At 63.9% G+C, this 16,961-nt stretch carries 15 protein-coding genes; 12 read left to right on the top strand and 3 right to left on the bottom strand.

What is annotated here, in order from left to right; translation table 11 throughout:
• Positions 1–16 precede the first annotated feature (16 nt).
• From BLR13_RS07585 to BLR13_RS07575, 3 genes are all read left to right on the top strand, one after another.
• Positions 17–853, top strand: a complete 837-nt coding sequence (locus BLR13_RS07585) for an enoyl-CoA hydratase family protein (RefSeq protein ID WP_074825814.1) — start codon at positions 17–19, stop codon at positions 851–853.
• 200 nt (positions 854–1,053) lie between these two features.
• Positions 1,054–3,402: a bifunctional salicylyl-CoA 5-hydroxylase/oxidoreductase gene (locus BLR13_RS07580; RefSeq protein ID WP_074825815.1), complete on the top strand. Its 2,349-nt coding sequence runs from the start codon at positions 1,054–1,056 to the stop codon at positions 3,400–3,402.
• A gap of 60 nt (positions 3,403–3,462) precedes the next feature.
• Positions 3,463–4,716: a flavin-dependent oxidoreductase gene (locus BLR13_RS07575; protein WP_074825817.1), complete on the top strand. Its 1,254-nt coding sequence runs from the start codon at positions 3,463–3,465 to the stop codon at positions 4,714–4,716.
• Positions 4,717–4,866: 150 nt separating this feature from the next.
• Here BLR13_RS07575 and BLR13_RS07570 read toward each other — a convergent pair whose 3' ends face one another.
• Together BLR13_RS07570 and BLR13_RS07565 are read right to left on the bottom strand one after the other, a co-directional pair.
• The gene (locus tag BLR13_RS07570; protein WP_074825818.1) at positions 4,867–5,322 is read right to left on the bottom strand and encodes a cupin domain-containing protein; all 456 of its coding nucleotides are present in this window, start codon (positions 5,320–5,322) and stop codon (positions 4,867–4,869) included.
• 77 nt (positions 5,323–5,399) lie between these two features.
• Positions 5,400–6,587, bottom strand: a complete 1,188-nt coding sequence (locus BLR13_RS07565; RefSeq protein ID WP_074825820.1) for an ABC transporter substrate-binding protein — start codon at positions 6,585–6,587, stop codon at positions 5,400–5,402.
• 227 nt (positions 6,588–6,814) lie between these two features.
• Here BLR13_RS07565 and BLR13_RS07560 point away from each other — a divergent pair, with 227 nt between their 5' ends.
• The 4 genes from BLR13_RS07560 (at position 6,815) to BLR13_RS07545 (ending at position 10,449) form a co-directional block, all read left to right on the top strand.
• A complete protein-coding gene (locus BLR13_RS07560; protein ID WP_074825821.1) occupies positions 6,815–7,309 on the top strand; it encodes a MarR family winged helix-turn-helix transcriptional regulator in 495 nt (164 codons plus the stop codon).
• A 20-nt stretch (positions 7,310–7,329) separates the two neighbouring features.
• On the top strand, positions 7,330–8,154 hold the full coding sequence (locus BLR13_RS07555) for an alpha/beta hydrolase (protein ID WP_074825822.1): 825 nt from the start codon (positions 7,330–7,332) through the stop codon (positions 8,152–8,154).
• A 140-nt stretch (positions 8,155–8,294) separates the two neighbouring features.
• Entirely contained in the window at positions 8,295–9,974 is a 1,680-nt protein-coding gene (locus tag BLR13_RS07550; protein WP_074825823.1) for a benzoate-CoA ligase family protein, read from the top strand.
• 16 nt (positions 9,975–9,990) lie between these two features.
• Positions 9,991–10,449, top strand: a complete 459-nt coding sequence (locus BLR13_RS07545; RefSeq protein ID WP_074825825.1) for a RidA family protein — start codon at positions 9,991–9,993, stop codon at positions 10,447–10,449.
• Between the two features lie 7 nt (positions 10,450–10,456).
• Here the strand turns inward: BLR13_RS07545 and BLR13_RS07540 are convergent, their stop codons facing one another.
• Complete coding sequence (locus BLR13_RS07540; protein ID WP_091976371.1) at positions 10,457–11,977, bottom strand: mannitol dehydrogenase family protein; 1,521 nt, start codon at positions 11,975–11,977, stop codon at positions 10,457–10,459.
• An 88-nt stretch (positions 11,978–12,065) separates the two neighbouring features.
• Between BLR13_RS07540 and BLR13_RS07535 the strand changes: the two genes are divergently transcribed.
• The 5 genes from BLR13_RS07535 (at position 12,066) to BLR13_RS07515 (ending at position 16,956) form a co-directional block, all read left to right on the top strand.
• Entirely contained in the window at positions 12,066–12,803 is a 738-nt protein-coding gene (locus tag BLR13_RS07535; RefSeq protein WP_074831804.1) for a FadR/GntR family transcriptional regulator, read from the top strand.
• Between the two features lie 62 nt (positions 12,804–12,865).
• Complete coding sequence (locus BLR13_RS07530) at positions 12,866–13,825, top strand: sialic acid TRAP transporter substrate-binding protein SiaP (RefSeq protein ID WP_074831805.1); 960 nt, start codon at positions 12,866–12,868, stop codon at positions 13,823–13,825.
• A 95-nt stretch (positions 13,826–13,920) separates the two neighbouring features.
• Positions 13,921–14,499, top strand: coding sequence for a TRAP transporter small permease (locus BLR13_RS07525; protein WP_074825829.1), 579 nt, complete (start codon positions 13,921–13,923; stop codon positions 14,497–14,499).
• Between the two features lie 4 nt (positions 14,500–14,503).
• Positions 14,504–15,910 carry a TRAP transporter large permease gene (locus tag BLR13_RS07520; RefSeq protein WP_074825830.1) on the top strand — a complete coding sequence of 469 codons (1,407 nt, stop codon included), beginning with the start codon at positions 14,504–14,506 and terminating at the stop codon, positions 15,908–15,910.
• Entirely contained in the window at positions 15,907–16,956 is a 1,050-nt protein-coding gene (locus BLR13_RS07515; RefSeq protein WP_074825832.1) for an L-idonate 5-dehydrogenase, read from the top strand. Before BLR13_RS07520 ends, BLR13_RS07515 begins: the two co-directional genes overlap by 4 nt.
• Positions 16,957–16,961: the final 5 nt, after the last annotated feature.

Genomic DNA, 16,961 nt, shown 5'->3' with positions numbered 1-16,961 from the left:
TATCCAGGGAGAAACCATGAGCAGACCCGCGAACCCCGTGACCCTGCCGCTGGCGGATTATTCGCCAAAACATTTTCTGCTCGCCGTGGTCGGCGGCGTTGCCACGGTGACGCTCAACCGTCCCGAGCGAAAGAACCCGCTGACCTTCGAGAGCTACCGCGAGCTCACCGATTTCTTCCGCGCCTGCGCGATGGACGACGAGGTGAAGACCATCGTCGTGTCGGGCGCCGGCGGCAATTTCTCGTCCGGCGGCGACGTGTTCGAGATCATCGGCCCGCTGGTGCAGATGGACACCAAGGGTCTGACCGCGTTTACCCGCATGACCGGCGACCTGGTCAAGGCGATGCGGGCCTGTCCGCAGCCGATCGTCGCCGCCGTCGAAGGCATCTGCGCCGGCGCCGGTGCGATCATCGCCATGGCCTCCGATCTGCGGATCGCCGCCACTGGCGCCAAGGTCGCGTTCCTGTTCAACAAGGTCGGGCTTGCCGGTTGCGATATGGGCGCCTGCGCGATCCTGCCACGCATCATCGGACAGTCGCGCGCCTCCGAACTGCTCTATACCGGCCGCTTCATGACCGCCGAGGAAGGCGAGCGCTGGGGCTTCTTCTCCAGGATCGTGACGCCGGACGCCGTGCTGGCGCAGGCGCAACTGCTGGCGAAGCAGATTTCCGACGGTCCGACCTTCGCCAACACCATGACCAAGCGTATGCTGGCGATGGAATGGGCGATGTCGGTGGAAGAGGCGATCGAGGCCGAAGCGGTGGCGCAGGCGCTCTGCATGACCACGGAAGACTTTGCCCGGGCTTTCGAGGCGTTTTCCAACAAGCGGACGCCGGCGTTTCAGGGGAATTGAGATAAACTCGTGTCCCCGGACGCGGTGCAGCGTTCTTACGCTGCTCCGCAGAGCCGGGACCCACGAGATGGACCCCGGACCAGCAGCGCACCGCTTCGCGCTGCGCAGCATCCGGGGAACGCATCTCAGAGCTTGCCGAAAAATTGCTTTAGGCTTAAAGTAATTTGGAAATAGCCCGATAGCCTGCTTCGGAGGCGCTGATGAAGATCGCGATAATCGGCGGCGGACCGGCCGGTCTTTATGCCGCGATTCTCTTGAAGAAGCAGCGGCCGCAGGCCGAGATCACGGTCCATGAGCGCAACCGCGCCGACGACACCTTCGGCTTCGGCGTGGTGTTCTCGGATGCTACGCTCGATAACTTCGAAAAATACGATCCCCCGAGCTACCGCCGCATCACCCAGGAATTCGCCTATTGGGATGATATCGCCGTGCATTTCCGTGGCACGGTGCACCGGGTCGGCGGCAACGGCTTTTGCGGCTGCTCGCGGCGCATGCTGCTGCTGATCCTGCAGGAACGCGCCCGCGAGCTCGGCGTGACGCTCCAGTTCGAAACCGATATCGACGACGAAAGCCGGTTTGCCGATGCCGATCTCGTGGTGCTGGCCGACGGCATCAACAGCCGCTTTCGCGACAAATACATCGATCATTTCCAGCCCGAAGTCGACCTGCGCTCCAACAAGTTTGCCTGGATGGGCTCGACGCGGCCGCTCGATGCCTTCACCTTCATCTTCCAGGAGACCGAGTGGGGGCCGTTCATTGCCCACGCCTATCAATACGAGGCCGGCCGCTCGACCTGGATTTTCGAGACCGATGCTGAGACCTTTGCGCGGGCCGGGCTCGAAGGGTTGAGCGAACGGCAATCCGCCGATCGCATGGCGGAGATCTTTGGTTGGTTCCTCGACGGCCATCCGCTGCTGACCAACCGCTCGATGTGGCGCAACTTCCCGATGATCCGCAGCCGGCGCTGGGTTCGGGGCAACATGGTCCTGCTCGGCGATGCCAAGGCGACCGCGCATTTCTCGATCGGCTCCGGCACCAAGCTTGCGATGGAAGACGCGATCGCGCTTAGCGAGGCGATGGCGCAGGCGCCGACCGTGGATGCGGCCTTGCAAACGTACGAGCATGGCCGGCGCGAGGAGGTCGAAAAGACCCAGCATGCCGCCGACGTGTCGCTGGTCTGGTTCGAGCATGTCGACCGGTTCTGGGATTTCGATCCAGTGCAATTCGCCTTTGGCGTCATGACACGCGCCAAGGCCATCACCTACGATAACCTGACACTGCGGGCGCCGGAGTTCGTCCGTGAAGTCGACAAGGCCTTTGCAAAGCAGGTCCGCGCCAAGGGATTCGACGTCGATACCGCAAAGCCCGTCGCGCCGATGTTCCAGCCGTTGAAACTGCGTGAGATGGAGGTGGCGAACCGCACGGTGGTGTCGCCGATGTGCATGTATTCGGCAAAGGAGGGCGTGCCCGGTGATTTTCACCTGGTGCATTACGGCTCGCGCGCGATCGGCGGAGCAGGCTTGATGTTCACCGAGATGACCTGCGTCGGCCGCGACGCCCGCATCACGCCCGGCTGCGCCGGGTTGTGGAACGACGAGCAGCAGGCGGCGTGGACGCGGATCGTCGATTTCGTTCACGCCAATTCCGCCGCGAAAATCTGCCTGCAGTTGGGACATGCCGGCCGCAAGGGCGCGACCAGACTGATGTGGGAGGGCATGGACCGGCCGCTGGAGCAGGGCGGCTGGGACACGGTGTCGGCGTCGCCGATCCCTTACTTTCCTGACAGCCAGGTGCCGCGCGAGATGGATCGTGCCGCAATGGACCGCGTCAAGGCCGAGTTCGTCGCCGCGACCGAACGCGGCACCGCCTGCGGCTTCGACATGCTGGAGCTGCACTGCGCCCACGGCTATCTGCTGGCGAGTTTCATTTCACCGCTGACGAACACGCGCACCGACGGCTATGGCGGCACGCTCGCCAACCGGCTGCGCTATCCGCTGGAGGTGTTCGCAGCGATGCGCGCGGCCTGGCCGGCGCACAAGCCGATGTCGGTGCGCATCTCCGCGACCGACTGGGCCGAAGGCGGCATCACCGGCGATGATGCGGTCGCGATCGCGCGCGCGTTCGGCGAGGCCGGCGTCGACCTGATCGATGTTTCCACCGGCCAGACCGTGCGCGACGCCCAGCCGGTCTACGGGCGGATGTTCCAGACGCCGTTCTCCGAACAGGTCCGCAACGAGGCCCGGGTCGCCACCATGTGCGTCGGCAACATCACGACCTCAGACCAGGTCAACACCATCCTCGCCGCCGGGCGCGCCGACCTGGTGGCGCTGGGCCGGCCGCATCTGGTCGATCCGTCGTTCACGTTGCGGGCGGCGGCGTGGTATGGCGCCGAGGTGGCCTGTCCGCCGCAATATCTGCCCGGCAAGGAGCAGATCTTCCGCAATAGCGTGCGCGACCGGCAGGATTTCGACGACCTCAAAATTAAGGGTAAGCCGAAAACGCGCGCCGAGCTGAAAACCGAGGCAACAAAGCCGCTTGCAGCCGAATAAGGGCCCGTGCGACGCTAGAGCCCTGCAGATACGCGTACTGCGTTGAGTGGAGTTGGGCGGATGAAAGCGATCATCGTCGGAGGCGGCATCGGAGGCCTTACCACGGCGCTGATGTTGCGCGCGCGCGGCATCGACTGCGAATTGTTCGAGCAGTCCGATACCATCCGCGAACTCGGCGTCGGCATCAACACGCTGCCGCATGCGATCCGCGAACTCGCCGGCCTCGGGCTGTTGGACCGGCTGGATGCGGCTGCGATCCGCACCGACGAACTGTATTACCTCAATCGCCACGGCCAGGAGGTCTGGCGCGAGCCGCGCGGCCTCGGCGCCGGCCACGACGTGCCGCAATTCTCTGTTCACCGCGGCCGCCTGCAAGGTGTGATTCATCGCGCCGTCGAGGAGCGGCTGGGCGCGGAGGCGATCCACACCGGTTGCCGGCTCGGCGCCTTTGCGCAGCATGAAGGCGCTGTGATCGCGCATTTCTTCGACCGCACCGGCGCGCACGTCAAGACCGCGCAGGGTGATGTGCTTGTTGGCGCCGACGGCATCCATTCGCGCGTGCGCGAGATGCTGTTTCCGGATGAGGGGCCGCCGTGCTGGAACGGCTTGATGCTGTGGCGCGGCGCGCGCGACTGGCCGGCCTTCCTGACCGGCAACTCGATGATCGTCGCCGGGGGCCTGCATGCCAAGGTCGTAGTCTATCCGATCGCCGAAGGATCGAGCCCGGCGAGCCGGCTGACCAACTGGGCGGTGCTGGTCAAGGTCGGCGAAAACAACGCGACGCCGCCGCGCCGCGAGGACTGGTCGCGTCTCGGCAAGCGCGAGGAACTGATGCCGCATGTCGACCGGTTCAAGGTGCCGTATGTCGACGTGCGCGGCCTGATCGCGGCGACGCCGGAATTTTACGAATACCCGTGCTGCGATCGCGATCCCCTGCCGTACTGGACCTGGGGCCGCGTCACGCTGCTCGGCGACGCCGCGCATCCGATGTATCCGGTCGGCTCGAATGGCGCCTCGCAGGCCATCCTCGATGCCCGCGCGCTGGCGGATTCGCTGGCGCATGCCGAGCATCCGCGCCAGGCGCTGCTGGCCTATGAGCAGAAGCGCCTGCCGATGACCGCCGACATCGTGCGCTCCAACCGCCGCGGCGGACCCGAGGGCGTGATCGACGCCGTCGAACAACTGGCGCCCGACGGCTTTACCGATATCGAGAAGGTGCTGAGCCACGCCCAGCGCGAGGCGATCGTGCGCGGCTATGCCTCCAAGGCCGGCTTTGCCGCGCCGATGCTGGGGCTGGCGGCGGTTAGGGCGTAGTACCCTGTCGTCATGGCCGGGCTTGACCCGGCCATCCACGTCTTTCTTGCTGCGAGACCGCAAGTCGTGGATGCCCGGGTCATAGGCGAGCGGAAGCGACGCCGTCCTTCGGACGGCTATGCCCGGGCATGACGAGTATTGAATTTTACTTCACGCCCCCGGAGGCCGCGGCAGGAAGTGGATGTTGTGCTCGGCCGCCAGCGCCACCACGGCATCCGGGGTCTGTTCCTTCATGTTGTGAATGCCCCAGAACAGATCGTAGAGCCGGCGCGTTGGCGACACCCAGAACAGCGTCTTCGCGGTCCGGCCGGACTTGTTGAAGATGCCATGCGGCTTGCCCATTGGCAGCCGCACCAGATCGCCCGGCGACCCCTGCGTTTCGGCGCCATCGAGGAAGAAGTCGAGCTTGCCCTCGAGGATGTAGAGGTACTCGTCCTGATCCGGATGAATATGCGGCGGCACGAAGGTCTCGGGCGGGAAGGTCGCATGCCATGAGAAGGAATGCTCGGTGACGTGTTTCGGCACATAGGTCTGGCCGAGGATGTTCCAGGAGATGCCCTGCATGCCTTCGTTGGCCCGGGTAATCCCGGCGATTTCGGTTTTCATGGTGCTGTTTCCTTACAAAGTTAATATTTGAGCATGATCTTTTCGGAAAACCGGCTTCCACTTTTCCGGATCATGCTCTATTTCGCGGCGCAGTCCTTGGCGTAACGGTCGCCGTAATTCGAAAACACCTTCTCGACAATCTCGGTCTGGAATTTGCCGTCCGCGCGTTTTGCCACTTTGGTCAGGTAGAAATTCTGGATCGGGTAGCCGTTGTTGTTGAACTTGAAGTCGCCGCGCAGCGAGGTGAAATCGGCCTTCTTCAGCGCCGCCGCTACCGCGTCCTTGTTGGTGAGATCGCCCTTTACCGCCTTGACCGCGCTGTCGATCAGCAGCGCTGCATCATAGCCCTGCATCGCATAGGTGCCGGGCACGCCGTTATAGGCGGCCTCGTAGGCGGCGACGAATTTCTTGCTTTGTGGATTGTCGAGATCGGGCGCCCAGTTGGCGCCGCCGAACATGCCGACCGCGGCGTCCTGCTGCGCCGGCAGCGTCGATTCATCGACGGTGAACGCGGAGAGCACCGGAATCTTGTCGGCGAGACCGGCCTGCCGGTACTGCTTGACAAGGCCGACGCCCATGCCGCCCGGCATGAAGGTGAACAGCGCGTCGGGCTTGGCGGAAGCGATCTTGGTAAGCTCGACCTGGAAGTCGAGCGTACCGAGCGGCATGTAGCTTTCCTCGACGATTTCGCCCTTATAGTCCAGCTTGAAGCCGGCGGCGGAATCCTTGCCGGCCTGGTAGTTCGGCACCAGCACGTAGACGCGCTTGTAGCCGCGATCCTGCGCCACCTTGCCGAGGATCTCGTGCACCTGGTCGTTCTGGTAGGAGGTGACGTAGAAGAACGGGCTGCATTCCTTGCCGGCGTAGCTCGACGGTCCGGCATTCGGGCTGATCAGAAAAGTCTTGTTCTCGGTGACCGGCCGGTGAATGGCCTGCAGGATGTTGGAGAAGATCGGGCCGACGACGAAGTCGACCTTGTCGCGTTCAAGCAGGCCCTTGACCTTGGTCACCGCGCCGTCCGGCTTCAGTTCGTCGTCGACGACAACGACCTCGACGTCCTTGCCGGCCATCTTGCCGCCGAGATCCTTGATCGCGAGCTGGAAGCCGTCGCGCGATTGCTGGCCGAGGCCGGCGGCGGGACCGGACAAAGTCACGATCACGCCGATCTTGACCTTCTCTTGCGCCGCGGCGGGACCGGCGGCGGCACCCAGCAGGACGGCAAGTCCGGCCAGCTTCAACGACGCCAGTTTCAACGACTGCTTCATGACAACTCCCTTTGTTCGGCCGTGACGCGGCCAAAACCTGACAACGCATAAATCCTCAAGATGCAGCTTATTCTGATGACGACCGCACCTGCAAGCTGCACCGCTATGCAAGGCTCGGTCATGCAAGCTGTGCGCCAATTGCTTGAACCCTAAAGAAATCTGGACAATGATCCGAAGCTGCGGTCTGCTCGTATTCCCCGCACGTCCAAGGCAGCCAAGATTGCACCATGATTCTTGATTCAGAGACCAAGGCCAACGAACTCCCGGAGGATCACCGGGATGAAATCAGACTTTGGCTGCGATTGCTGACCTGCACCACCCTGATCGAAGGTGAGGTGCGCAGCCGCTTGCGCGAGCGTTTCGACGTCACGCTGCCGCGCTTCGACCTGATGGCCCAGCTCGACAAGGTCCCGGAGGGCATGACGCTGTCTGACGTCTCGAAGCGGATGATGGTCTCGAACGGCAACGTCACCGGTCTCGTCGAGCGCCTCGTCGAATCCGGTCACATCGACCGCCGCACCTCGGATTCCGACCGCCGTGTCCAGGTGATCCGCCTGACCAAGGCCGGCCGCACCGAGTTTCGCAAGATGGCGGCGGAGCACGAGTTATGGATCGCCGACATCTTCGGCGATCTAACGCCGAAGGATGTCCGAGAATTGATGCGGTTGTTGGCCAAGACCAAGGGCTCGGCGCAGAAATCCGCCAAGGCGCGGACGACGTAGCGGTTCGAGAGGTAACTCCGTTGAACGCGGATGTGGACTACGAAGTCGAATACAATAATCGCGCACGGGTGCCGGAAAATCCGGCGATCATGGCCGGCTGGGCGCGCGATGCGCGGGCCTATCGCGAGGCGCATCAGGGCCGGCTCAAAATGCTGGCTTATGGTCCGGGCGAACGCCACCGGATCGATCTGCTGTCCGGCGATGGCGCCGGCGCCATCGTCGTCTTCATTCATGGCGGCTATTGGCAGGCGCTCGATGGCTCCTTCTTCAGCCATCTTGCCGGCGGGCTGAATGCGCATGGCATCGACGTCGCGGTGCCGAGCTACGATCTTTGCCCCAACGTTTCCGTCGGCGACATCATTGAGCAGATGCGCACCGCAACGCGCGAACTCGCAAAACTCGGACGGCCGCTGGTGATGAGCGGCCATTCCGCGGGCGGCCATCTCGCCGCCTGCCTGCTGGTAACCGACTGGCGCGCGCTCGATGGCGTGTTGCCGGAGGGACTGGTGACGGCGGCATATACCATTTCAGGCCTGTTCGACCTGCGGCCGCTGGTTCCGACCTCGATCAACAACGCGCTGAAGCTTGACGATGCGTCGGCGAAGGCGGTCAGTCCGTTGTTCTGGAAGCCACCGGAGCGCGGCAGCCTTGATGCGGTGGTCGGCGGCAACGAGAGCGCCGAATACTTTCGGCAGAGCCGGACCATCGTCGATGCCTGGGGCAAGGCAGGCCTTCCGACGCGGTTTGGCAGCGTCCCCGATGCCAACCATTTTACCGCGATCGCGCCGCTGGCCGACGCCGGCTCGCCGATGACGCTGCGGCTGAAGCAACTGGCCGGGCGCTGAAATCCTCGCAAAATCCCCGGGATGGTCAAAATACGGACTTGCGCCAAATTACTTTAAGCCTAAAATGATTTGACGATCACGCTGCCGGGCGTCCGTTTTGTCGATCTCGAGCCTTCATGGATGAAAGCGAGGGGATGGAAATGTCAGGTAGAGAACCTGTGCTTGGCCCATCCGGCCATGTCGACGATTTTTCGCGGCGAAATCTGCCGCCGTTCACGCAATGGCCGGAGTTGCCGCTCGACCGGCCGGAATTTCAATACCCGGAATATCTCAACGCCGCCGTCGAACTGACCGATCGCATCGTCGAGCAGGGCATGGGCGATCGCGTTGCGCTGATCGGCAATGGCCGCCAGCGCACCTACAAGGAACTGGCCGACTGGTCGAACCGCCTGGCGCATGCGCTGGTGGAGAATTACGGGGTCAAGCCCGGCAACCGGGTGTTGATCCGCTCCGGCAACAATCCGGCGCTGGTCGCGGCGTGGCTTGCGGCAACCAAGGCCGGCGCCGTCGTCGTCAACACCATGCCGATGCTGCGCGCCGGCGAACTGACAAAGATTGTCGACAAGGCCGAGATCGCGCTGGCGCTGACCGACAGCCGCATTGCCGATGAGCTGGTGGCGTGCGCGAAGACCAGCCGGTTTCTCAAGCAGGTGGTGAATTTCGACGGCACTTCGAACCACGACGCGGAACTCGATCGGGTGGCGCTGAACAAGCCGGTGCGATTCGAGGCCGTGAAGACCGGCCGCGACGATGTCGCCTTGCTCGGATTTACCTCGGGCACCACGGGCGAACCGAAGGCGACGATGCACTTCCACCGCGACCTCATGATCGTCGCCGACGGCTATGCGCGTGAAGTCCTCAACGTCACCCCGGACGACGTCTTCGTCGGCTCGCCGCCGCTGGCCTTTACGTTCGGGCTCGGCGGTCTTGCGATCTTTCCGTTACGATATGGCGCCACCGCGACGCTGCTGGAAAATGCCTCGCCGCCCGAAATGGTCAAGATCATCGAGACCTACAAGGCCACGATCTGCTTTACCTCGCCCACCGCCTATCGCGCGATGATGGCGGCGATGGACAAGGGCGCTGACCTGTCGTCGCTGCGGCTCGCGGTCTCGGCCGGTGAGACCCTGCCGGCGCCGGTGTTCGACGCCTGGACCCGCCGGACCGGCAAGACGATTCTCGACGGCATCGGCTCGACCGAGCTGCTGCACATCTTCATCACCAACCGGCTTGGCGACGCCGCCGCCGGAACCACCGGCTATCCGGTCACCGGCTACGAAGCCAAGATCGTCGACGACGACATGAAGGAATTGCCGGCGGGCACGGTCGGCAAGCTCGCGGTCCGCGGTCCCACCGGATGCCGCTATCTCGCCGACGCCAGGCAGTCGAACTATGTGCGCGACGGCTGGAACCTGACCGGCGATTCCTTCGTCAGCGACGCCAACGGCCGGCTGTCCTTTGTGGCGCGCTCGGACGACATGATCGTCTCTTCCGGCTACAACATCGCAGGCCCCGAGATCGAAGCGGCGTTGCTGTCGCATCCCGCCGTGGCCGAGTGCGGCGTGGTCGGCGCGCCCGACGAAGCGCGCGGCATGATCGTCAAGGCCTATGTGGTGCTTGCGGGCGGCGCCGAGGGCGATGCCGCGCTGACGGCGGCGTTGCAGGAACACGTCAAGCGCGAGATCGCGCCCTATAAATATCCGCGCGCCATCGAATATGTCGAGGCGCTGCCGAAGACCGAGACCGGCAAGCTGCGGCGGTTTGCGTTACGGCAGATGGCCGCGGCCAGCGCGGTGTCGTCGAGTGCTGCCGCTGAATGAAGAAGGAAAATAGAACGTGAACGCGCCCAAAGGCCCCACCTTGACGGTGGTGCCGCATCCCAAGACCGACGCCCCGTCCACCGGCCCGCAAGTGCTGCAGCCGAGCGGCTGGCCGATGCCGAAAGGCTACGCCAACGGCATGGCGGCCGATGGCCGTCTCGTCGTCACCGGCGGCGTGATTGGTTGGGATACGCAGGGCCATTTGGCTCCGGACTTTGTCGCCCAGGTGCGTCAGGCGCTGAGCAACATTGCTGCCATCCTCAGCGAGGGTGGCGCGAGACCTGAGCATCTGGTGCGGCTGACCTGGTACGTCGTCGATATCGAGGAATATCTCGCCAGCCTCAAAACGCTCGGCCGGGTCTATCGCGAGATCCTTGGTGCGCATTATCCGGCGATGGCGCTGGTCCAGGTGGTGCGCCTGGTCGAGAAGGCCGCGCGCGTCGAGATCGAAGCGACAGCGGTGGTGCCGCGCTGACCTCAAATCATACGGGACGAAATTCCTGCACGGCCTGCCGCGCGCCGACCTCATAGAGTTTTGCCAGCGCCTGCGTGACGGCGCTGCGCATGCGGGTGTCGCCGCCGAGCGTTCCGAAGATAGAGCTGACCTCCAGCAGGGCCGGAGCCAGCCGATCTGCAACCGGACCCGCGCTGTCGGCGATGGCCTTCAACTTTGCTGCGATTGGATCGCGCACGTCGATCGCACCTCCGGCTTCGTCCCTGGCGGTGACGTAGCGCATCCAGCCTGCGACGGCGAGCGCGTGGGTGTCGATCGGCAAGCCCATCCGCAGCCGGTCCTGCATGGCGGCGAGCAGCCGTTGCGGCAGTTTCTGCGATCCGTCCATCGCAATCTGCCAGGTGCGGTGGTGCAAAGCCGGATTCGAAAAGCGTTGCAGCAGCGATACGCTGTAGGCCGCGAGATCGGTACCCGCGGGCATCTCCAGTGTCGGCGCCGCGTCTTCCATCACTTGCCGCGCATAGGCTGCAAAGCGCGCGTCGGTCATGGCGGCGGCGATGGTCTCAAAGCCTGCGAGATAGCCGAGATAGGCGAGCGCCGAGTGGCTGGCGTTGAGCAGCCGCAGCTTCATGTGTTCGAACGGCGTCACGTCGGAGACGAGCTGCACGCCGGCGGCGACGAAATCCGGCCGTCCGGCCGGGAACCGATCCTCGACGATCCATTGCGTGAACGGCTCGGTGACCACGGGCCAGGCGTCGGTCATGCCGAGCGCGGCTGCGACCGAAGCGCGGTCGGCTTCGGTGGTCTCCGGCACGATCCGGTCGACCATCGTCGACGGGAAGGCGACCTCGTCCTCGATCCATCGGGCGAGTTCGCGCGATCGCAAGGCGGCGAACTGCGTGACGATGCGCTTGGCGGTGTGGCCGTTGGCGGCGAGATTGTCGCAGGACAGGATGGTGAAGGGGACGGTGCCCGCAGCCTGCCGGCGCGCAAGCGCGGCCACGATGAATCCCGGCGCCGATCGCGGCGCGTCCGGATGCTGCAGGTCGTGAACGATATCGGGATGCTGTTCGTCGAGCTCGCCGGCTTGCGGCGTGTGGCAATAGCCCTTCTCGGTGACGGTCAGCGAGACGATGCGCGTTGCGGGATCGGCCATTCGCGCGATCAGTACCGCGGGGTTAGCGGGCGCGACGATGGTCTCAAGGACGGAGCCGATAATCCGGTGTTCGGTGCCGGCGCCGGAACGAACGGCAAGGGTATAGAGGCAATCCTGCGGGATCAGGGCGTCGCGCGTGTCCGGACTTCGCAGGCTGGCGCCGACGATTCCCCACCCCGATGCGCCCTGAGCGAGAAGATCGTCGATCACGACCGCCTGGTGCGCCCGGTGAAAGGCGCCGATCCCGAGATGAACGATGCCCGGCCTGATGTCCGAGCGGTTGTAGGCCGGGCGACGGATCTGGCCCGGGAGCCGGTCGAGGCTGGCGTTGGAGAGGCGCAAACGGCCCTCTATCGGGTTAGGATGGACGAATTTGGTCCCCTCGCTTGACATGTGGAACCGGTTCCGTCAATCATTGGTCAATTGGTAAGGCCAATTTTCGATGGCCATCCACCGGGGATCGCTTCAGGGAGAGACGAGCGTGCCGCTCGAGGCTGTGGAAGCGCGACGCCTATATCGCCAGATTGCCGATCAGCTTCGCGGCTTGATCGAGCGTGGCGAATACACCGTCGGCAGCCGGCTTCCGACCGAGCGCGATCTGGCCGAACAGTTGAAGGTCTCACGGCCGACCGTGCGCGAAGCGCTGATCGCGCTCGAGGTCGAAGGCCTCGTTCGCATTCGCGTCGGCTCCGGCATCTATGTCAGCGAACCGGCGGCGCACGCGTTGCCTTCGCACCTCGCCGGGATGATCGAAGGACCGTTCGAACTGCTGCGCGCCCGCGAATTCATCGGGGCCGCCATCGCCGAGCAGGCGGCGAGGGTCGCGACAGCGGACGATATCGCGCGCATCGACGCCTCGCTCGAGGCGATGGCGACCGTGCAGCATCCCGGCGAAGCCTCGATGATCCATGATCGTGCGTTTCACGTCGCGGTCGCCGGATGCCTCGACAATGCCGTGCTGGTCCGTGTCGTCGGCGAGCTGTTCGATCAGCGGCTCAATCCCTACTTCGCAAAACTCGCGCATTATTTCGAGAATCCGGAATCCTGGGGGGCTGCGCTGGCCGAGCATCAGGCGATTCGCGATGCCATTGTGGCCCACGATCCCGACGCCGCCCGGGCGGCGATGCGCGAGCATCTGGCGCGTTCACAGGCGCGCTTTGCCCAGAGTTTTGGGACGGAGGCGGCGCCGATGTCCCGTGTCTCGGCAGGGAACGGCTGAGACGATCAAGACAAGAGCAAACGATAACAACGGAGGGAATGCACGTGTTGAAGAAATTGACGATGGTATTGGCGGCGTCCGCCGCAGCGCTGATGGCCGCGACCACCGCCGGCATGGCCCAGAGCAAGCTCAAATGGGCCCACGTCTATGAAACCTCCGAGCCGTTCCACACCGCCTCGGTCTGGGCCGCGCAGGAAATCAACAAGCGAACCAACAACCGCTACGCGATCGACGTCTATCCGGCCTCCCAACTCGGCAAGGAAGCCGACATCAACCAGGGCCTGTCGCTCGGTTCGGTCGACATCATCATTTCCGGATCGAGTTTTGCTGCCAAGAGCTACCCGCCGATCGGCGTGACCTATTATCCCTACACCTTCCGTGATGCCGATCATCTCCTGGCCTACACCAAGAGCGACGTCTTCAAGGAGCTCGCCAAGGGCTACGAGGACAAGACCGGCCATCACATCGTGGCGGTGAGCTATTATGGCGTGCGGCACACCTCGTCGAACAAGCCGATCAAAACCTGTGCCGACATGAAGGGCCTGAAGATGCGGGTACCTGACGTGCCGGCCTATCTGGCGATGCCGCGTGCCTGCGGCGCCAACACCGCGCCGATCGCCTTCGCGGAGGTTTATCTCGCGCTGCAGAACGGCACGGTCGAAGCCCAGGAAAATCCGCTGACGACGATCGAGGCCAAGAAGTTCTACGAGGTGCAGAAGCATATCGTGCTGACCGGTCACATCGTCGACCACCTCAACACCATCATTTCCGCCAGCCTCTGGAAGAAGCTCAGCGACGAGGATCGCAAGATCTTCACCGACGTGGCGCAGGAGGCGGCAGCAAAGGCCACCGCGGAGATCAAGGTCAACGAAGCCAAGCTGATTGCCTTCTTCAAGGAGAAGGGCCTGACTGTGACCGAGATCAACAAGGACGAGTTCCGCGATACCGTGCTCAAGACGACGAGCTTCGAGAGCTTCGATTATCGCAAGGCCGACTGGGATCGCATCCAGGCCATCAAGTAGACGGCTGGGCTTTCGTCCGTGCCGGCCGCGTCCCCGCGACGGCACGGCGACAGCCCGGTCCAGGTTCTCCCGACGCCAGAATGGAAAGAGGGCAGATGTCGACGGTTGAAGTGCACAAGCAGATATCGGGGGACGAGATCGCCCACACGTTCGAGGAGGAAGCGCCCGTCAGCGCCGACCTCGGGCAATACGCGCCGGAAGACTGGCTGGCGCTCGCGATCTTCTGGATCATGGCGCTGTGCGTCTTCCTGCAGTTCTTCACCCGCTATGTCCTCAACGACAGCTACGCCTGGACCGAGGAGATCGCGACCTACTGCCTGATCGGGGTGGTGTTCATCGGTTCTTCGATGTGCGTGCGGCTGTCGCGGCACATCCAGGTGGATCTGATTTTCCGCTATCTGCCGCATCTGCCCGCGCGCGCGCTGTCGACCGTGATCGACCTGATCCGGATCGTGTTCTTCGGCTACGCCGCCATGCTGGTCTGGCAGTTCATCCAGATCATCGGCGACGAGCGGATGACGACGATCAAGTTCCAGAAGGGCTTCGTCTATTACGCCGTGCTACTCGGCTTCGTGCTGATGTTCGGCCGCTCGATCCAGATTGCGGTCGAGAACTGGCGGCGGGGTTACTCGATCCTGGAGCGCCCTGGCGCATTCGACGGAACGGAAGGGTAAGGCGATGCTGCTGCTCCTCGGCGGATTTCTGATCCTGATGCTGCTCGGCCTTCCCGTCGCGCTGGCGATGGCCGCATCCTCGCTCTTGTATATTCTCGTTACCGGCATCACGCCCGATGTGACGTTGGCGCAGCGCATGATCGCCGGCGTCGAGAGTTTTCCCCTGCTGGCGGTGCCGTTCTTCATTCTTGCCGGCAATCTCATGAACATCGCCGGCGTCACCGGCCGCATCTACAAGTTTGCGGTCGCCCTCGTCGGCTGGATGCGCGGCGGCCTCGGCCACGTCAACATCATCGGCTCGGTGATCTTCTCCGGCATGTCCGGCACCGCGATCGCGGACGCCGCCGGCCTCGGCACCATCGAGATCAAGGCGATGCAGGACCACGGCTACTCGACGGAATTTTCCGTCGGCGTGACGGCGGCCTCCGCAACGCTCGGCCCGATCATCCCGCCGTCGCTGCCGTTCGTGATCTACGGCATGATGGCGAACGTCTCGATCGGCGCGCTGTTTCTCGGCGGCGTGATTCCCGGCGCGGTCATGACCTTGCTGATGATGGCGACGGTGGCCTATTTCGCGCACAAGAACGGCTGGGGCAGCGATTCCCCGTTCTCATGGGCGCAGATCGGATCGGCCGGCCTTGAGATCGTCATCGTGCTGGGCTTCCCACTTGCGGTCTGGCTGATGGTCGTCGCCGGCCTCTCGACCAATATGGCGGTCGGGATCGGGCTCGCCGTCCTGCTGGCGCTCGATTGGTACTTTGATTTCTCGGCCGTGATGGCGTTGATGGCGCCGGTCATCCTGATCGGCGGCATGACGCTCGGCTGGTTCACGCCGACCGAAGCCGCGGTCGCCGCCGTGATCTGGTCGCTGTTTCTGGGTCTGGTGCGCTATCGCTCGATGACGATGAAGACGGTGGCCAAGGCGACGTTCGATACCATCGAGACCACGGCCTCCGTGCTGTTCATCGTCACCGCGGCCTCGATTTTTGCGTGGCTGCTGACGGTCTCGCAAGCGGCGCAGATCCTGACCGACACGATACTCGGGATCACCCACAACAAATGGGTGTTCCTGCTGCTCGCGAATATCCTGATCCTGTTCGTCGGCTGTTTCATCGATACCATCGCCGCGATCACCATCCTGGTGCCGATCCTGCTGCCGATCGTTCTCAAGCTCGGGATCGATCCGATCCATTTCGGCCTGATCATGACGCTCAACCTGATGATCGGGTTGCTGCATCCGCCGCTCGGTATGGTGCTGTTCGTGCTCGCGCGCGTGGCAAAACTGTCGGTCGAGCGTACGACGATGGCGATCCTGCCGTGGCTGGTGCCGTTGTTGCTGGCGCTGATTGCGATCACTTACATCCCGGAGCTGACGCTCTGGTTACCGAAATATATGGGACTAGCAAAATGACATCGATGGCATTGGCCGCAACCCTGTTCGGCCCGGAAGATCTGCGCATGGTCGAGCGGGCGCTCGATCCGCTGGCGTCCGGCATGGTGCGCATCCGGTTCGGCGCCGGCGGCATTTGCGGTTCGGACATGCACTACTATCGCCATGCCCGCACCGGAGATTTCGTCGTGACTTCGCCGCTCGTGCTCGGCCACGAGATCGCGGGCGAAGTCGTCGAGATCGCCGGCCCCGCACCGGGCCTGAAAATTGGCGACAGGGTTGCCGTCAATCCGTCGCGCTGGTGCGGCCATTGCAAGCCCTGCCGCGAGAACCGGGCAAACCTCTGCGAAAACATCTTCTTCATGGGATCGGCCTCGAAGACGCCGCACATGCAGGGCGGTTTTGCCTCTGTGTTCGATGCCGTCCCGGCGCAGTGCGTGAAGATTCCGGACCACGTGACGTATCAGGCGGCAGCCCTGGCCGAACCGCTGGCGGTATGCCTGCACGCGGTCGCGCGTGCCGGTGACGTCAACGGCAAGCGTGCGGTGCTGTTCGGCGCCGGTCCGATCGGACTGCTGACCATGCTGGCGGCGCGCCGGGCAGGGGTCGCCGACGTCACCGTCGTCGATATTGCGGCGGCGCCGTTGGCGTTCGCGACCAGGCTCGGCGCCAGCCATGTTGTCGACATCTCCGGCGGTGACGAGGCGCTGAAGGCGCAGGCCGCGGCGCAGCCTTTCGATGTGGCGTTCGAAGTGTCGGGAACGGCGGCGGGCCTTGCGAGCGCGATCGGCGTTGTCAGGCGCGGCGGCATCGTGGTTCAGGTCGGCAATCTCCCGGGCGGGCAGATTCCGGTGCCGGCGAACGCGGTGATGGCCAAGGAGATCGATCTTCGCGGCTCGTTCCGCTTCGGGGCTGAATTCTTCACCGCGGTCGAACTGATCGCCGATGGCAGCATCGACGTGCTGGCGCTGGTGACGGCCGAACGTCCGTTGTCGGGGGCGCCCGACGCGGTTCGCCTTGCGCTCGATCGTTCGCAAAGCGTCAAGGTCGTACTGACAGCGCATTGATCGGC

It is taken from the genome of Bradyrhizobium ottawaense, assembly GCF_900099825.1.
Lineage (GTDB): Bacteria > Pseudomonadota > Alphaproteobacteria > Rhizobiales > Xanthobacteraceae > Bradyrhizobium > Bradyrhizobium ottawaense_A.
This window is presented reverse-complemented; position numbering and strand designations above follow the sequence as displayed.

Coding starts and splice junctions, on each gene's coding strand:
- BLR13_RS07515 (WP_074825832.1), top strand. CDS start 15,907: ATGACATCGATGGCATTGGCCGCAACCCTGTTCGGCCCGGAAGATCTG.
- BLR13_RS07585 (WP_074825814.1), top strand. CDS start 17: ATGAGCAGACCCGCGAACCCCGTGACCCTGCCGCTGGCGGATTATTCG.
- BLR13_RS07550 (WP_074825823.1), top strand. CDS start 8,295: ATGTCAGGTAGAGAACCTGTGCTTGGCCCATCCGGCCATGTCGACGAT.
- BLR13_RS07520 (WP_074825830.1), top strand. CDS start 14,504: ATGCTGCTGCTCCTCGGCGGATTTCTGATCCTGATGCTGCTCGGCCTT.
- BLR13_RS07570 (WP_074825818.1), bottom strand. CDS start 5,322: ATGAAAACCGAAATCGCCGGGATTACCCGGGCCAACGAAGGCATGCAG.
- BLR13_RS07540 (WP_091976371.1), bottom strand. CDS start 11,977: ATGTCAAGCGAGGGGACCAAATTCGTCCATCCTAACCCGATAGAGGGC.
- BLR13_RS07575 (WP_074825817.1), top strand. CDS start 3,463: ATGAAAGCGATCATCGTCGGAGGCGGCATCGGAGGCCTTACCACGGCG.
- BLR13_RS07580 (WP_074825815.1), top strand. CDS start 1,054: ATGAAGATCGCGATAATCGGCGGCGGACCGGCCGGTCTTTATGCCGCG.
- BLR13_RS07525 (WP_074825829.1), top strand. CDS start 13,921: ATGTCGACGGTTGAAGTGCACAAGCAGATATCGGGGGACGAGATCGCC.
- BLR13_RS07565 (WP_074825820.1), bottom strand. CDS start 6,587: ATGAAGCAGTCGTTGAAACTGGCGTCGTTGAAGCTGGCCGGACTTGCC.
- BLR13_RS07560 (WP_074825821.1), top strand. CDS start 6,815: ATGATTCTTGATTCAGAGACCAAGGCCAACGAACTCCCGGAGGATCAC.
- BLR13_RS07530 (WP_074831805.1), top strand. CDS start 12,866: ATGGTATTGGCGGCGTCCGCCGCAGCGCTGATGGCCGCGACCACCGCC.